This is a genomic window from Streptomyces sp. NBC_00209 (assembly GCF_045206345.1).
Classification (GTDB): domain Bacteria; phylum Actinomycetota; class Actinomycetes; order Streptomycetales; family Streptomycetaceae; genus Streptomyces.
On the sequence record NZ_CP108121.1, the window covers coordinates 1521286 to 1538780 of the forward strand.

The 17495-nt window shown below is 67.1% G+C and carries 6 protein-coding genes, 1 tRNA gene and 2 rRNA genes; 1 reads left to right on the forward strand and 8 read right to left on the reverse strand.

Annotated features, from left to right (window positions below):
* Nucleotides 1–57 precede the first annotated feature (57 nt).
* The 4 genes from OG867_RS06585 to OG867_RS06600 form a co-directional block, all read right to left on the reverse strand.
* Nucleotides 58–861: a helix-turn-helix domain-containing protein gene (locus tag OG867_RS06585; protein WP_406283548.1), complete on the reverse strand. Its 804-nt coding sequence runs from the start codon at nt 859–861 to the stop codon at nt 58–60.
* A 201-nt stretch (nt 862–1062) separates the two neighbouring features.
* Complete coding sequence (locus OG867_RS06590; RefSeq protein WP_328902714.1) at nt 1063–3804, reverse strand: DNA translocase FtsK; 2742 nt, start codon at nt 3802–3804, stop codon at nt 1063–1065.
* Between the two features lie 185 nt (nt 3805–3989).
* The gene (locus OG867_RS06595) at nt 3990–4667 is read right to left on the reverse strand and encodes a two-component system response regulator (protein ID WP_406283550.1); all 678 of its coding nucleotides are present in this window, start codon (nt 4665–4667) and stop codon (nt 3990–3992) included.
* Between the two features lie 245 nt (nt 4668–4912).
* A complete protein-coding gene (locus tag OG867_RS06600; RefSeq protein ID WP_406283552.1) occupies nt 4913–10339 on the reverse strand; it encodes a HAMP domain-containing protein in 5427 nt (1808 codons plus the stop codon).
* Between the two features lie 410 nt (nt 10340–10749).
* Here OG867_RS06600 and OG867_RS06605 point away from each other — a divergent pair, with 410 nt between their 5' ends.
* Complete coding sequence (locus OG867_RS06605) at nt 10750–13356, forward strand: SpoIIE family protein phosphatase (protein WP_406283554.1); 2607 nt, start codon at nt 10750–10752, stop codon at nt 13354–13356.
* Here OG867_RS06605 and OG867_RS06610 read toward each other — a convergent pair.
* The 4 genes from OG867_RS06610 to OG867_RS06625 form a co-directional block, all read right to left on the reverse strand.
* A complete protein-coding gene (locus tag OG867_RS06610) occupies nt 13353–13886 on the reverse strand; it encodes a DUF4253 domain-containing protein (RefSeq protein ID WP_406290800.1) in 534 nt (177 codons plus the stop codon). The genes OG867_RS06605 and OG867_RS06610 overlap by 4 nt on opposite strands.
* A tRNA-Thr gene (locus OG867_RS06615) sits at nt 13845–13917 on the reverse strand. The genes OG867_RS06610 and OG867_RS06615 overlap by 42 nt, the downstream gene beginning before the upstream one ends.
* A 162-nt stretch (nt 13918–14079) precedes the next feature.
* Nucleotides 14080–14196, reverse strand: a 5S ribosomal RNA gene (gene rrf, locus OG867_RS06620).
* Nucleotides 14197–14275: 79 nt separating this feature from the next.
* Nucleotides 14276–17400: ribosomal RNA gene (locus OG867_RS06625) — 23S ribosomal RNA — on the reverse strand.
* Nucleotides 17401–17495 lie beyond the last annotated feature (95 nt).

Consider the following 17495-nt stretch of genomic DNA (forward strand, 5'->3'; position numbering starts at 1 on the left):
GAGCGCCCGGCACGATGGCCGGGCGCTCGCCGCGCCGCGATGTCTCCGGGTGACCGGTCAGCCGACCTCGGGGTCGCCCTTGGTGTACGAGAGGCGCTCGACCTGTCCGGGCTTGAACTGGTCCTCGACCTTCTTCCCGTTCACGAAGAGCTCGATCGAGCCCGCGTTGCCGAGGATGAGATCGACGCGCTCCTTGTCCTGGAAGGTCTTCGACTCGCCCTGCTGGAGGGTGCCGTCGAAGAGGGCCCGGCCGTTGTGGTCCTTGGCGGAGATCCAGCTCTTGCCCTGGGTGGCGCTGAGCTTGACGGTGACCTTGTCCTGGGGCGCCGCGGCGATGGCGCTCTCGGACGGGGCCGGCTTGGGGTCGGCGGGCTTGCTGGCGGAGGGCTTCGGGGCGATCTTGTCGGAGGTCGGGCCCTCGGCCACCCGGCCGGCCGTGGAGGGCCCGTCGTCGCCGCCCTTGAAGAAGGTGAAGCCGACGAAGCCGACCACGGCGACGATCGCCGCGACCATGGCCGCCGTCCAGTTGGGCCTGCGGGGTTCGGAGCGGATGCGTTCGGCTTCGAACAGCGGCGCCGCCGGGGTGGGCGCGGGACGGCCGCCGTGCTCGGCGTCGTACTGCGCGATCAGCGGTTCCGGATCGGTGCCGACGGCACGGGCGAGCGTACGGATGTGGCCGCGGGCGTACACGTCGCCGCCGCAGCGGGAGAAGTCGTCCTGCTCGATCGCGTGCACGATGGGGATGCGCACCCGGGTGGACGTGCTGACCTCTTCGACCGTGAGACCTGCGGAGAGACGAGCCTGCTGGAGCACTCGACCGATCGAAGGCCGGTCGTCTTCGGGGGAGTTGCCGATGGACACGGGGGCGCCTTTCGAGCGTGAGCCACCTGCTGGGTGTTCAGTCTAGGGGGGGTACGAAAGGGTGGGGCAACCGGGCGGGTGGACTTTGTACGCCATCAGATTCGAACAGAGCCGGTTTCGCCGGGACGCCCCGGGGAAGGACGTTCCGTCCTTCCCTTCAACTTGACGTACGGCCCGGCGAAACGGTTGCCCGTAAAACTCTTACGAAGCGGTTTCCCCACGAATCTGTGCCAACACCCCGTCGAGCTCGTCGGGTTTCACCAGGACGTCGCGTGCCTTGGAGCCCTCGCTCGGTCCGACGATGTTGCGCGACTCCATCAGGTCCATGAGCCGCCCGGCCTTGGCGAAGCCGACCCGCAGCTTGCGCTGGAGCATCGAGGTCGATCCGAACTGGGTGGAGACGACCAGCTCGGCCGCCTGGCACAGCAGGTCGAGGTCGTCGCCGATGTCCTCGTCGATCTCCTTCTTCTGCTTCGTGCCGACCACCACGTCGTCGCGGAAGACCGGGGCCATCTGGTCCTTGCAGTGCTGGACGACGGCCGCGACCTCGTCCTCGGTGACGAAGGCACCCTGCATACGTGTCGGCTTGTTCGCGCCCATCGGCAGAAACAGACCGTCACCCTTTCCGATGAGCTTTTCGGCGCCGGGCTGGTCCAGGATGACGCGGCTGTCGGCGAGCGAGGACGTGGCGAAGGCGAGCCGCGAGGGCACGTTCGCCTTGATCAGACCGGTGACGACGTCCACCGAGGGACGCTGCGTGGCGAGCACCAGGTGGATGCCGGCGGCGCGGGCCAGCTGGGTGATGCGGACGATCGAGTCCTCGACGTCACGCGGGGCGACCATCATCAGGTCGGCCAGCTCGTCAACGATCACCAGCAGATACGGGTAGGGCGCGAGCTCCCGTTCGCTGCCCTCCGGCGTCTTGAGCTTGCCGGTGCGCACCGCGTGGTTGAAGTCGTCGATGTGCCGGTAGCCGAAGGCCGCGAGGTCGTCGTAGCGCAGATCCATCTCCCGTACGACCCACTGAAGCGCCTCGGCGGCCTTCTTGGGGTTGGTGATGATCGGCGTGATCAGGTGCGGAATGCCCTCGTACGCGGTGAGCTCGACGCGCTTCGGGTCGACCAGGACCATCCGGACGTCCTCCGGCGTGGCCCGCACCATGATCGAGGTGATCAGGCAGTTGATGCAGGACGACTTGCCGGAGCCGGTCGCGCCGGCCACCAGGACGTGCGGCATCTTCGCGAGGTTGGCCATCTCGTAGCCGCCCTCGACGTTCTTGCCGAGCGCGACGAGCATGGGGTGGTCGTCCTCCGCCGCGTCCGCCAGCCGCAGCACGTCGCCGAGGTTGACCATCTCCCGGTCGGAGTTGGGGATCTCGATGCCGACCGCGGACTTACCCGGAATCGGCGAGATGATGCGGACGTCGGGGCTGGCGACGGCGTACGCGATGTTCTTGGTGAGCGCCGTGATCCGCTCGACCTTCACGGCGGGGCCGAGCTCCACCTCGTACCGCGTCACCGTCGGCCCGCGGGTGAAACCGGTGACGGCGGCATCCACCTTGAACTCGGTGAACACGTTGGTCAGCGAGGCGACGATCGCGTCGTTGGCGGCGCTCCGGGTCTTGCCGGGACCGCCGCGCTCCAGCAGGTCGAGCGAGGGCAGCGCGTACGTGATGTCGCCGGAGAGCTGCAGCTGCTCGGCCCGGGCGGGCAGCGGCTGCGACTCGGAGCGCTCGGGAACCGGCTTGGTCAGATCCGGTACGCCACCGGCCGGCGTCGACTCCGCGCGCTTCCCGGCCGACTCCGCTTCCCTGGCACCCGGCACCGGCGTGCCCGCCCGCTCGCGGTCCACCGAGACACCCTGCGTCAGGTCCGCGACGACCGGCGAGGGCGGCATGCCGTTGAGCACGGCCCCGTCGAGCGCGGCGGCAGCGGCGGCCGCGACGTCCACCGCGTCCATCGTGCGGTTCATCGCGGGCTGCACCGAGGGCCTGCGCGGCCTGCGGCGCTTGGACAGCGCCTCGGACTCCGGGTCGTACGCGTCGGGCGCCCGGGAGCGGCGGGAGCGGGGCGGCAGCGCGTCGCGCCACTGCTCGTCGTACCGCTCCTCGTCATCGCCCTCCTGAGCCTCGGGGTCGTACGCCGGCTCCATGATGCCCAGCTTGACGCCGAGCAGCCGCAGCCGCTGCGGGATGGCGTTCACCGGGGTTGCCGTGACGACCAGCAGCCCGAAGACGGTGAGCAGCAGGAGCAGCGGCACGGCCAGCACCTCGCCCATGGCGAAGATCAGCGGCTTGGAGGCGGCCCAGCCGATGAGGCCGCCCGCGTCCTGCATGGCCTCGGTTCCCTCGTCGCGCCCCGGCGAACCGCACGCGATGTGGACCTGTCCGAGCACGCCGACGACCAGGGCGGAGAGGCCGATGACGATGCGGCCGTTGGCCTCGGGCCGCTGGGGGTACAGGATCAGCCGCACCGCGATGGCGCCCAGCAGTATCGGCACGAGCAGGTCGAGCCGGCCGAACGCCCCGGTGACCAGCATCTCCACCAGGTCGCCCACGGGACCGCGCAGATTCGACCAGGTGCCCGCGGCGACGATCAGCGCGAGGCCGAGCAGCAGCAGCGCGACGCCGTCCTTGCGGTGGGCCGGGTCGAGGCCCTTGGCGCCGCGCCCTATGCCGCGGAACATCGCGCCGACGGCGTGGGCCGCGCCGAGCCAGAGGGCCCGCGCCAGCCGGTACACCCCGTTCGTGGGCGACGGCGCCGGACGCGGCGGAGCGGCCTTCCTCGCCGGGGCCTTCTTGGCCGGGGCCCTCTTCGCGGGCGCCTTCTTCGCTGCGGTCTTCTTGGCGGGCGCGGCTTTCTTCGCCGGACCCGGGCCACCGCCGACGCGCTTCGCGGTGCCCGCAGTGCCCTGGGAACCCTTGCCGGACGTACGTGAGGCCATGGGGCCGAGGTTACCGGTGTCCACGTCCGTGGACACCGGTGCGTGCCGGTTCACCCGTCCGTGTCGCCCTGCACGGGCCGCGAACTGACGTACCCTCACCGGCGGCCGCACACCGAGAACCCGCGGCCCCCGGCCAGTTGTCCGGGCGCACCCGAAGCCGCCCCGCGCACAAGGCGGATGCCCCGTTACGTGGGAACGGCCGCCGATGCCCCGCCGATGCCCGGCTCCAGCGCGTCGAGCGCGCGGCGCAGGCCGGTCAGCTTCCGTTCGAGATGGGCGGCCGTCGCGACCGCGCCGGCGTCCGCGGACTCGTCGTCAAGCTGCTTCGACAGCGCCTCCGCCTGCTCCTCGACGGCAGCGAGCCGCGCGGAGAGCTCGGCCAGCAGACCGGCGGGCTCCCTCTCCTGCTGGGCGCTCGTCTGGCCGCCGCCCTCCAGCTGGAGCCGCAGCAGCGCCGCCTGCTCCCGCAGCTGGCAGTTCTTCATGTACAGCTCGACGAAGACCGAGACCTTGGCGCGGAGCACCCAAGGGTCGAACGGCTTCGAGATGTAGTCCACCGCGCCGGCCGCGTAACCCCGGAAGGTGTGGTGCGGGCCGTGATTGATCGCGGTGAGGAAGATGATCGGGATGTCCCGGGTCCGCTCCCGCCGCTTGATGTGCGCGGCGGTTTCAAAACCGTCCATGCCCGGCATCTGGACGTCCAGCAGAATGACCGCGAAGTCGTCCGTGAGCAGCGCTTTGAGCGCCTCCTCCCCTGACGATGCCCGTACCAGTGTCTGATCGAGCGCAGAGAGGATGGCCTCCAGCGCCAGCAGATTCTCCGGCCGGTCATCGACCAGGAGGATCTTGGCCTTCTGCATCATGGCCCGCCCTCCTCGCCCCGGAATTGCACCGGGCGCCGCCCCGGGGGACGACTCCCTTACGCCGCCCGTCCTTGTGCCGGTCATGGTAGCCGCACCCCGGCGGTCACCACACCCTGTCACCGTGATGTCACTGTGCACGTACCGGAAACGTGGCGGGAGACCAGAAGGTTCCCCGCGATCCGCGTTCCCACACTCCTTCGGACACCACCGGTCAACAAATCTTCCTGGATTCTCTCAGTGGGCGCTCACTCACCACGCACGTACCCTTCCATGACCGAAAGAAGATGGTCGGGATCAACCGGCTTGGTGACATAGTCGGACGCACCCGATTCGAGCGCCTTCTCCTTGTCGCCCTTCATCGCCTTGGCGGTCAGGGCCACGATCGGCAGCTCGGCGAACTGCGGCATCCTGCGGATCGCCGAGGTCGTCGCGTAACCGTCCATCTCCGGCATCATGATGTCCATCAGTACGACCGTCACATCGTCGTGCTGCTCCAGGACTTCGATGCCCTCGCGCCCGTTCTCGGCGTAGAGGACCGCCAGTCCGTGCTGTTCCAGCACGCTGGTGAGCGCGAAGACGTTGCGGACGTCGTCGTCCACGATCAGCACCTTCTCGCCGCCGAACCGGAACGTCCTGCGCGGCTGCTCGGGTTCCTCCTGACCACCCACGGCCCACGCCTCCGGCTCGGCGCCCTGAGCCGGCTGCGGGGCGGGGGCGGGCACCGGACGCGGCGGCAGCGCGGGCTGCTGCTGTGCGCCTCCCAGCGCCTTGCGCCGACGGCGCGGGGCGGCCTGGGCGGTGTCCGGCACGTACACCTGCCCGGGCTCCGGCGTCCGGCCGCCCTCGATCGCGCCGGTCTGGCCGTCGGACTGCCCCGGGGCGAGCTGCGGGTAGCCCTGCGGCGGGAGTTCGCTCGGGTGCAGCGGCAGGTACAGGGTGAACGTGGAGCCGCGGCCGGGCTCGCTCGCCGCGTGGATCTCGCCGCCCAGCAGCCGCGCGATCTCGCGGCTGATGGACAGACCGAGGCCCGTGCCCCCGTACTTGCGGCTGGTCGTCCCGTCCGCCTGCTTGAACGCCTCGAAGATGACCCGCATCTTGCTGGCCGCGATCCCGATGCCGGTGTCCGTCACCGAGAAGGCGATCAGCTCACCGTCCGCGTCCCGCAGCGAACCGGCCTCCAGCAGCTGCTCGCGGATGGCGTCCGGCACCTCCTGGCCGGCGTGCCTGATCACCAGCTCGACGGCCCCGCCGTCGGTGAACTTCACCGCGTTGGACAGCAGGTTGCGCAGCACCTGGAGGAGCCGCTGCTCGTCCGTGTGCAGCGTCGCCGGCAGCTCCGGCGACACCCGTACGGAGAAATCCAGCCCCTTTTCCGCGGTGAGCGGCCGGAAGGTCGCCTCCACATAGTCCACGAGCTGCACCAGGGCGATCCGCGTCGGGCTGACGTCCATCTTGCCCGCCTCGACCTTCGACAGATCAAGGATGTCGTTGATCAGCTGGAGCAGGTCGGAACCGGCCCCGTGGATCGTCTCGGCGAATTCCACCTGCTTCGGCGAGAGATTGCCCTCGGCGTTGTCCGCGAGCAGCTTGGCCAGGATGAGCAGCGAGTTGAGCGGCGTACGCAGCTCGTGCGACATGTTCGCCAGGAACTCGGACTTGTAGCGCATCGAGACGGCGAGCTGTTCGGCGCGCTCCTCCAGGACCTGCCGCGCCTCCTCGATCTCGGTGTTCTTGACCTCGATATCGCGGTTCTGCCTGGCCAGCAGCTCGGCCTTCTCCTCCAGTTCGGCGTTGGACGCCTGGAGTGCCTTCTGCCGGTTCTCCAATTCCTGCGAGCGGTCGCGCAATTGCTCGGTGAGCTCCTGCGACTGTTCGAGCAGCTTCTCGGTCGTCGTGTTGACGCTGATGGTGTTGACGCTCGTGGCGATCATTTCCGCGAGCTGGTTCAGGAAGTCCCGCTGGATGTGCGTGAACGGCTGGAACGAGGCCAGTTCGATGACTCCGAGGACCTTGCCCTCGAACAGCACCGGAAGCACGATCACATGCGCGGGCGGCGCCTCACCGAGCCCGGAGGAGATCTTCAGGTACCCCGGCGGAACGTTGTCCACCTGGATCGTCCGCTTCTCCTCGGCGGCCGTGCCGATGAGCGTCTCGCCCGGCCGGAAGGACGTCGGCATGGAGCCGGCGGAGTAGCCGTAGCTTCCCCGCATCCGCAGCTCGTACACGCCCTCGGCCTCGGCGCCCAGCGCATCGGTCTCGCCGGTGGGCGCGGCCAGGAAGAACGCGCCGTGCTGCGCGGAGACCACGGGGGTCAGCTCGCTCATGATCAGCGAGGCGACGTCGTCCAGGTCGCGCCGCCCCTGCATCAGACCGGAGATGCGGGCGAGGTTGCCCTTCAGCCAGTCCTGCTCCTTGTTGGTGGCGGTGGTGTCGCGCAGGTTCGCGATCATCGTGTTGATGTTGTCCTGGAGGGCCTGGATCTCGCCCGCCGCGTCCACGTCGATCTTCAGGTTCAGGTCGCCGCGCGTCACCGCTGTGGCGACGGCCGCGATGGCGCGCACCTGACGGGTCAGGTTCCCGGCCATCTCGTTCACCGACTCGGTGAGGTCGCGCCAGGTGCCGTCCACGTCGCGCACCCGCGCCTGGCCGCCGAGCTGCCCCTCGGTGCCCACCTCGCGGGCGACCCGGGTCACCTGCTCGGCGAACGACGACAGCTGGTCGACCATCGTGTTGATGGTGTTCTTCAGCTGCTGGATCTCGCCGCGCGCATCGATGTCGATCTTCTTGGTCAGGTCGCCCTTGGCGATGGCCGTCGTGACGGCGGCGATCTGGCGCACCTGGCCCGTCAGGTTGGACGCCATCGAGTTCACGGACTCGGTGAGGTCCTTCCACGTACCCGAGACGCCCGGGACGCGCGCCTGGCCGCCCAGCTCGCCCTCGGTGCCCACCTCGCGGGCGACGCGGGTCACCTCGTCCGCGAAGGAGGACAGCGTCGTCACCATCGTGTTGACGGTGTCGGCCAGCTCGGCGACCTCGCCGCGCGCCTCGACGGTGACCTTCTTCGTCAGGTCGCCGTTGGCGACGGCGGACGAGACGCGGGAGATGTTCCGCACCTGACTGGTCAGGTTGTTGGCCATCAGGTTGACGTTGTCGCTGAGGTCCTTCCAGATGCCCGTCGCCCCGCGCACCCGCGCCTGGCCGCCGAGGATGCCCTCGGTGCCCACCTCACGCGCGACGCGGGTCACCTCGTCGGCGAAGTTGAGCAGCTGGTCGACCATCGTGTTGACGGTCGTGACCAGTTCGAGGATCTCGCCCTTGGCGTCGACGGTGATCTTCTTGGACAGGTCGCCGTTGGCGACCGCCGTCGTCACCTCGGCGATGTTCCGCACCTGGAGGGTGAGGTTGTTCGCCATGCCGTTGACGGACTGCGTGAGGTCCTTCCACGTACCCGATACGCCCTGCACCTCGGCCTGACCGCCGAGAATGCCCTCGGTACCCACCTCGCGGGCCACCCGCGTCACCTGCTCCGCGAAGTTCGAGAGCTGGTCGACCATGGTGTTGAGGGTGTTCTTCAGCTCAAGGATCTCGCCGCGCGCGTCCACGTCGATCTTCTGCGACAGGTCACCCCGCGCCACCGCCGTGGCGACCTGCGCGATGTTTCGGACCTGAGCGGTCAGGTTCCCCGCCATCCCGTTCACCGAATCGGTCAGATCGCGCCACACACCGGCCACGCCGGGCACCTGCGCCTGGCCGCCCAGCCGCCCGTCCGTACCCACCTCGCGGGCGACCCTGGTCACCTGCTCGGCGAAGGCGGAGAGCTGGTCGACCATCGTGTTGATGGTGTTCTTCAGCTCAAGGATCTCGCCGCGCGCGTCCACGTCGATCTTCTGCGACAGGTCGCCCCGCGCCACCGCCGTCGTGACCTGTGCGATCTGGCGCACCTGGGAGGTCAGGTTCCCCGCCATGAAGTTGACGGAGTCGGTGAGCTCCTTCCACGTACCGGAGACGCCGTCGACCCGCGCCTGACCGCCGAGGCGGCCCTCGGTGCCCACGTCACGCGCCATCCGCGTGACCTGGTCGGCGAACGAGGAGAGCTGCGCCACCATCGTGTTGACGGTGTTCTTGAGCTCCAGCATCTCGCCCGCGACGTCGACGGTGACCTTCTGCGACAGGTCGCCGTTGGCGACGGCCGTCGTGACCTGCGCGATGTCGCGGACCTGACCGGTCAGGTTACGGAAGGCCGTGTTCACGGAGTCCGTGAGGTCCTTCCAGGTTCCGGCAGCGCCCGGCACCTCGGCCTGCCCGCCGAGCCGGCCCTCGACGCCGACCTCCCGGGCCACCCGGGTCACTTCCGAACCGAAGGACTGGAGCTGGTCGACCATCGTGTTGACGGTGTTCTTCAGCTCCAGCATCTCGCCGGCCACATCGACGGTGACCTTCTGCGTCATGTCACCGCTGGCCACCGCCGTCGTCACCTGGGCGATGTCACGCACCTGGGTCGTCAGGTTTCGGAAGACCGTGTTCACCGAGTCGGTGAGGTCCTTCCAGGTCCCGGCAGCGCCCGGCACCTGCGCCTGGCCGCCGAGCACACCCTGCCCGCCGACCTCGCTGGCCACGCGGGTGACCTCGTCGGCGAAGGTGCGCAGCGTCTCGGTCATCTGGTTGATCGTCTCGGCGAGCTGGGCGACCTCGCCGCGCGCGCTGACCTGAACCTTCTGCGACAGATCACCGTTGGCGACCGCCGTCGTCACCTCCGCGATGCCACGCACCTGGGAGGTGAGGTTGCCGGCCATCGTGTTGACGGAGTCCGTGAGGTCCTTCCACACCCCGGCCACACCCGGCACCACGGCCTGGCCGCCGAGCTCGCCCTCCGTGCCGACCTCGCGGGCGACCCGGGTCACCTCGGAGGAGAACGAGGACAGCTGGTCGACCATCGTGTTGACGGTGTTCTTCAGCTGGAGCATCTCGCCGGCCACATGGACGGTGACCTTCCGCGACAGGTCACCCTTGGCCACGGCCGTCGTCACCAGCGCGATGTCGCGCACCTGTGCGGTCAGCCGGTACGCCATGGTGTTGACGGAGTCCGTGAGGTCCTTCCACGAACCGGACATCCCGCGCACCTGTGCCTGGCCGCCCAGCTTGCCCTCGGTCCCCACCTCGACCGCCACCCGCGTCACCTGCTCGGTGAACGCCGACAGCTGGTCGACCAGGTTGTTGACGGTACGGGCGACCTTCAGGAACTCGCCGCGCAGCGGCCGTACCGTGTCGTCCGCCGTGTGGGAGCGCAGCTCCATCCGCTGCTCGAGATCACCGTCGGCCACCGCCGACAGCACCCGCCCGACCTCCGAGACCGGGCGCGAGAGATCGTCCACCAGCTCGTTGGAGGCGTCGATCGCGGCAGCCCAGGAGCCCTCGCAGGCACCCGTCTCCAGGCGCTCGGTGAGCTTGCCCTCCCGCCCCACCACACGCCGCACCCGGGCCAGCTCGCCGGTGAGGTGCACATTGCGGTCGGCGACCTCGTTGAAGACCGCGGCGAGCTCCGCCATCACGCCTTCGCCGGAGACCGTGACGCGCCTGCGGAAGTTCCCGTCGCGCATGGCGACCAGACCGGCCAGCAGTCTGTGGAGCGCCGCCGCGTCTACCTCGACGGTTCCATTGCGCTGCTTCTTCACGGACTGCCCGCCTTTACTGCGCGTACCCGAACCCCGCGCCGCCACGTCAGACTCCACCGTGTCCCTCCCGCAGGGGTTGACCATCTAGCTAGAACCTCGTCCGAGAGCCTGCCCAGAACTTCCACGGCTCACCGCCACCGCCCACCGTCGACGGGTGACCATGCGGACGTCAAATCGTTGAAACGTACCAGGCGGGAACCGGTCGGGGTGGAACCTCCCATGGTTGTCCCACATCCCTCCGAGGGGAAGCCCATCCTGTCCGGTCATCCTCCGTTCCCGCCCGGCCCTGTCCGAAGTCCGCCCTCGTGTACCCGGTGCGCGGGGGGAGCGTCTAGCCTGGCAGGCGAATCGAAGCGGCGAGAAACGGGCACGGACTCGGGGAAGCGACGAGACACCATATGGGGAGTGCTGTGATCACGGCGCGTGCGGCTGCCACCTTCGAACCGGTGGCGCGCTCCGTCGCGACGGCCCGTGCCTTTGTCCGCGACACGCTCCAGGGCTGGGGATACACCGACGTCGTGGACGACGCCGTCGTCCTGACCAGCGAGCTCGTCACCAACGCCGTGATCCACGCCGGCACCGCCGCGGACGTGCTGTGTCTGCGCACGGAGGACGGCGTCCGGGTGGAGATCGCCGACCACTACCCGGAACGGGAGATCCCACTCCAGCCGGCCGCCCTCGATCTCGGCAGCCTGGACAGCGAGAACGGCCGCGGTCTGCTGCTGTGCGCGGCTCTGGCTTCCCGCTGGGGCGTCGAATACTCCCCCACGCGCAAACATGTCTGGTTCCAGCTCGATCTCCCGGACCGTCCGGTGGGCGTCCGCTCGGCCGGTCCACTGCTGCCCGTGGGCCTGCTCCCGGTCACCGACGAACGCGTCAGGGTCGCCGTCGCCCAGGTCGACAGCGAGGGCGCCGTCGCCGCGTGGAACGACGACGCCGGGTACCTCTTCGGTTACACGGCGGACCAGGTCATCGGCAAGCAGCTCACCGACTTCACCGCCTGGCCGCAGACCCCCGGTACCAGCACCGGCATCGCGGACGCCCTGCGCCTCTCCCGCTGGGAGGGCAGCTACGGCATCCGGGGCGCCGACGGCCGCACCATCCCGGTCTACGGCTCCCACCTGCGCGTACGGGACCCTCAGGGCGAGCCGTCCACGGTCTGCCTGCTGGTGCGCGACTACGAGCGCGCGGTCCTCCAGACGCCTGTGCGCGCCCCGGTCTCGGACACCGCCGAGAGCCGCAAGACGGACCCCTTCGAAATCTTCATCGGCTCCCCCGCCCCCGACGACCTCGACGGCCTGCTCCAGCGCACCGTCGAACGGGCGCGCGACATGCTGGACGCCGACGCCGCCTTCCTCCTGCTCGCCACGGACGACGAGACCGAGCTGGAGGTGCGCGCCACGACCGGCCTGCCCTCCGCCCGTCAGCGCTTCGCCCGCGTCCCCGTCGAGGCTGGCACCGGACGGTACGGCTCCGCCCGGATGCCAGCCGTCCACGAGGACCTGGACGCCGTCCCGGGCGCGGTCCCGCTGCTCGGCAACACCGGCATGCGCTCGGTGGTCACGGTCCCGCTGAAGGTCGAGGGGCGCCTCACGGGCTCGCTGGGCGTCGCGGCCGAGGCCGCGGGCCGCTATTCGAACGAGGAGGCGCTGCGCCTGCAGTTCGCCGCGGACCGGATCGCCCTCGCGGTCGAGTCGGCGCGCCTCGGCGAGCTGGAGCGGCTGCGCCGCGGCTCGCTGTCCTTCCTCGTCGAGGCGTCGGACCTGCTGGCGGGCACCCTGGACCGGGACCAGACGCTGGCCCTGATGGCTCAGATGACGGTCCCGACGCTGGCGACGTGGTGCGCCGTCTACACGATTGCCGACCCGGCGTCGGACCCGGAGCTCTCCTACGTGCTGCACGAGGACGAGGAGCGCATCGACGGGGTCAAGAGCCTGCTCACCCGGATCTCCCCGCCGGAGCCCGTACGGACCCCCGGGGCACGGGTGTGGGCCGCTCCTTCCCAGGCCGCCCACGAGGCGGCGCTGCGGACCTCGATGCGGAGTATCGGGATCGGCGACGCGGGCGGCCTCGGCTCGACCACGCGTACGACGCTGGCGACCGCTGCGGCGGTGGGCGGCGAGACCGTCGTCCTGCCCCTGGTCGCCCGTAACCGCGTCATCGGCATGCTGACGCTCGGCAAGCCGTCCGACGACCACTTCCGCCAGGAGATCCTGGAGCTGGCCGAGGACCTGTCCCGCCGGGCCGCCCTGGCCCTGGACAACGCCCGCCTCTACTCGGAGCGCACGGCGATCAGCCAGTCCCTTCAGCGCAGCCTCCTTCCGCCGGGCCTGCCCGCCGTGCCCAACGTCGAGGTGGACGTCATCTACCGCGCGGCCGGCGAGGGCAACGAGGTCGGCGGCGACTTCTACGACGTCTTCCCGATCCGGGACGGCGCGTACGGGTTCGCCATCGGCGACGTGTGCGGTACGGGGCCGGAGGCGGCGGCCGTCACGGGCCTGGCCCGCCACGCGCTGCGCCTGCTGGCCCGGGAGGGCTTCGGCGGCCCCGCGGTCCTGGAACGGCTCAACGCGGCGATCCTCGACGAGGGCACCCGAAGCCGCTTCCTCACGCTGCTCTACGGCGAGCTGTGGCCGCAGGAGGACGGCAGCGCGCTCCTGAAGGTCGTCTGCGCGGGCCACCCGCTGCCGCTGCGTCTGCGCCAGGACGGCTCTGTGGAGCCGGCGGCGGACCCGCAGCCCCTCTTGGGCGTCATGGAGGACCTGGAGCTGTACGAGCAGGAGTTCACGCTCGAGCCGGGCGATGTCCTGTTGTGCGTGACAGACGGTGTGACGGAACGCCGTGAGGGTACGCGCATGCTCGGCGACGACGGCCTGGCAGACGTGCTCGCCCACTGCACGGGGCTCACGGCCGGCGCGGTGGCCGCACGCATCCTCCGAGCCGTCGAACGCTTCGCCGCCGAGCCGCCCTCGGACGACATGGCCATCCTGACCATGAGGGTCCCGGAACCGCACTAGGCCCTTTCGTTTGGATCACCGGGCCGGACGACCCTAGTCCCACCAGAACGACCGGGAGGTCCGTCCCCTGAGGCCCCTCGCGTATTCGGGGAACGGTGTGGGCGGGTCGTCGACGATGTTGTTCGCGGACGAGAGATGTGTTCCAAGGCAAGCAGGTTCGCATGCTCTGCTTCGACGGGCGGCCTCGCGACCGATACGTGCAGCTCGCTGCCGAACACCGCTACGACCCGGGCGCCGAAGCGCTCTTCCCAGCCAAGCCCGGCCACTGCTCGAAGGGCGGCCCGGTGATCGACGGCTTGAGGGAATTCGTCAGAGATCCACACGCGTGTGGGAGCGGAAGACAGGAACCGGCCGGGAGGTTGACGATCGGGCAGGGCAGACGACATGGTCTCACCGTAGAGCGTGGCGCTGACATCGCGGCCGCCCGCAGGACTAGGCCCGGACATGCAGAAGGGCCCCGCCAATCGGCGGGGCCCTTCTTTCTTCTGAGCCCCAATGCGGAATCGAACCGCAGACCTTCTCCTTACCATGGAGACGCTCTACCGACTGAGCTATTGGGGCCTTGCTGCCCTGCGGCAACGAGCTAAAGCATACCCTGATCCAGGGGGTATGCAAAACCGCCCGGGCCGGCAGAAAAAGAGGGGTACCCAGGAGGACCAGGCAACCCCCGGAAAACGCGAAAGAGCCCCGTGCCACAAGGGCACGGGGCTCTTCCTAAAAGGAGTTCGGCGGCGTCCTACTCTCCCACAGGGTCCCCCCTGCAGTACCATCGGCGCTGAAAGGCTTAGCTTCCGGGTTCGGAATGTAACCGGGCGTTTCCCTAACGCAATGACCACCGAAACACTATGAAATTAACCAACACCGGATGAAAACACAGCCGTTCGTTATTTCAGAACTAACACAGTGGACGCGAGCAACTGAGGACAAGCCCTCGGCCTATTAGTACCAGTCAGCTCCACCCGTTACCGGGCTTCCACATCTGGCCTATCAACCCAGTCGTCTACTGGGAGCCTTAACCCTTCAAGAGGGTGGGAATACTCATCTCGAAGCAGGCTTCCCGCTTAGATGCTTTCAGCGGTTATCCTTTCCGAACGTAGCCAACCAGCCATGCCCTTGGCAGGACAACTGGCACACCAGAGGTTCGTCCGTCCCGGTCCTCTCGTACTAGGGACAGCCCTTCTCAATATTCCTACGCGCACAGCGGATAGGGACCGAACTGTCTCACGACGTTCTAAACCCAGCTCGCGTACCGCTTTAATGGGCGAACAGCCCAACCCTTGGGACCGACTCCAGCCCCAGGATGCGACGAGCCGACATCGAGGTGCCAAACCATCCCGTCGATATGGACTCTTGGGGAAGATCAGCCTGTTATCCCCGGGGTACCTTTTATCCGTTGAGCGACAGCGCTTCCACAAGCCACTGCCGGATCACTAGTCCCGACTTTCGTCCCTGCTCGACCCGTCGGTCTCACAGTCAAGCTCCCTTGTGCACTTACACTCAACACCTGATTGCCAACCAGGCTGAGGGAACCTTTGGGCGCCTCCGTTACTCTTTAGGAGGCAACCGCCCCAGTTAAACTACCCATCAGACACTGTCCCTGATCCGGATCACGGACCCAGGTTAGACATCCAGCACGACCAGAGTGGTATTTCAACGACGACTCCACAACCACTGGCGTGGCCGCTTCAAAGTCTCCCACCTATCCTACACAAGCCGAACCGAACACCAATATCAAACTATAGTAAAGGTCCCGGGGTCTTTCCGTCCTGCTGCGCGAAACGAGCATCTTTACTCGTAGTGCAATTTCACCGGGCCTATGGTTGAGACAGTCGAGAAGTCGTTACGCCATTCGTGCAGGTCGGAACTTACCCGACAAGGAATTTCGCTACCTTAGGATGGTTATAGTTACCACCGCCGTTTACTGGCGCTTAAGTTCTCAGCTTCGCCACCCCGAAGAGCAGCTAACCGGTCCCCTTAACGTTCCAGCACCGGGCAGGCGTCAGTCCGTATACATCGCCTTACGGCTTCGCACGGACCTGTGTTTTTAGTAAACAGTCGCTTCTCGCTGGTCTCTGCGGCCACCCCCAGCTCAAGCAGCAAGTGCTCTCACCAGTGATGGCCCCCCTTCTCCCGAAGTTACGGGGGCATTTTGCCGAGTTCCTTAACCATAGTTCACCCGAACGCCTCGGTATTCTCTACCTGACCACCTGAGTCGGTTTAGGGTACGGGCCGCCATGAAACTCGCTAGAGGCTTTTCTCGACAGCATAGGATCATCCACTTCACCACAATCGGCTCGGCATCAGGTCTCAGCCTTAACGTGTGACGGATTTGCCTACCACACGGCCTACACCCTTACCCCGGGACAACCACCGCCCGGGCTGGACTACCTTCCTGCGTCACCCCATCGCTTACCTACTACAAGTCTGGTTCATCGGCTCCACCACTACCCTCAACTCCGAAGAGATCGGGCCGGCTTCACGGACTTAGCATCGCCTGATTCAGTACTGGGCGTTTCAAAGCGGGTACCGGAATATCAACCGGTTGTCCATCGACTACGCCTGTCGGCCTCGCCTTAGGTCCCGACTTACCCTGGGCAGATCAGCTTGACCCAGGAACCCTTAGTCAATCGGCGCACACGTTTCTCACGTGTGTATCGCTACTCATGCCTGCATTCTCACTCGTGAACCGTCCACAACTCGCTTCCGCGGCTGCTTCACCCGGCACACGACGCTCCCCTACCCATCCATACAGGCGTTGGCCCTATGTGTATGAATGACACGACTTCGGCGGTACGCTTGAGCCCCGCTACATTGTCGGCGCGGAATCACTTGACCAGTGAGCTATTACGCACTCTTTCAAGGGTGGCTGCTTCTAAGCCAACCTCCTGGTTGTCTCTGCGACTCCACATCCTTTCCCACTTAGCGTACGCTTAGGGGCCTTAGTCGATGCTCTGGGCTGTTTCCCTCTCGACCATGGAGCTTATCCCCCACAGTCTCACTGCCGCGCTCTCACTTACCGGCATTCGGAGTTTGGCTAAGGTCAGTAACCCGGTAGGGCCCATCGCCTATCCAGTGCTCTACCTCCGGCAAGAAACACACGACGCTGCACCTAAATGCATTTCGGGGAGAACCAGCTATCACGGAGTTTGATTGGCCTTTCACCCCTAACCACAGGTCATCCCCCAGGTTTTCAACCCTGGTGGGTTCGGTCCTCCACGAAGTCTTACCTCCGCTTCAACCTGCCCATGGCTAGATCACTCCGCTTCGGGTCTAGAGCGTGCAACTCAATCGCCCTATTCGGACTCGCTTTCGCTACGGCTTCCCCACACGGGTTAACCTCGCTACACACCGCTAACTCGCAGGCTCATTCTTCAAAAGGCACGCAGTCACGACTGCATGTGCAAGCACATACAGCGACGCTCCCACGGCTTGTAGGCACACGGTTTCAGGTACTATTTCACTCCGCTCCCGCGGTACTTTTCACCATTCCCTCACGGTACTATCCGCTATCGGTCACCAGGGAATATTTAGGCTTAACGGGTGGTCCCGCCAGATTCACACGGGATTTCTCGGGCCCCGTGCTACTTGGGTGTCTCTCAAACGAGCCGTTGATGTTTCAGCTACGGGGGTCTTACCCTCTACGCCGGACCTTTCGCATGTCCTTCGCCTACATCAACGGTTTCTGACTCGTCTCACAGCCGGCAGACTATGAAAGAGAGATCCCACAACCCCGCATGCGCAACCCCTGCCGGGTATCACACGCATACGGTTTGGCCTGATCCAGTTTCGCTCGCCACTACTCCCGGAATCACGGTTGTTTTCTCTTCCTGAGGGTACTGAGATGTTTCACTTCCCCTCGTTCCCTCCACACTGCCTATGTGTTCAGCAGCGGGTGACAGCCCATGACGACTGCCGGGTTTCCCCATTCGGACACCCCCGGATCAAAGCTTGGTTGACAGCTCCCCGGGGCCTATCGTGGCCTCCCACGTCCTTCATCGGTTCCTGGTGCCAAGGCATCCACCGTGCGCCCTTAAAAACTTGGCCACAGATGCTCGCGTCCACTGTGCAGTTCTCAAACAACGACCAGCCACCCACCACCCCACCCAATACAGGCGAGTTCACTGGGGCCGGCAACCGAA

What these genes read in the sequence shown, in the direction of transcription:
- OG867_RS06590 (WP_328902714.1), bottom strand. Translation starts at nt 3,804, where the DNA reads ATGGCCTCACGTACGTCCGGCAAGGGTTCCCAGGGCACTGCGGGCACC.
- OG867_RS06595 (WP_406283550.1), bottom strand. Translation starts at nt 4,667, where the DNA reads ATGATGCAGAAGGCCAAGATCCTCCTGGTCGATGACCGGCCGGAGAAT.
- OG867_RS06610 (WP_406290800.1), bottom strand. Translation starts at nt 13,886, where the DNA reads ATGGTAAGGAGAAGGTCTGCGGTTCGATTCCGCATTGGGGCTCAGAAG.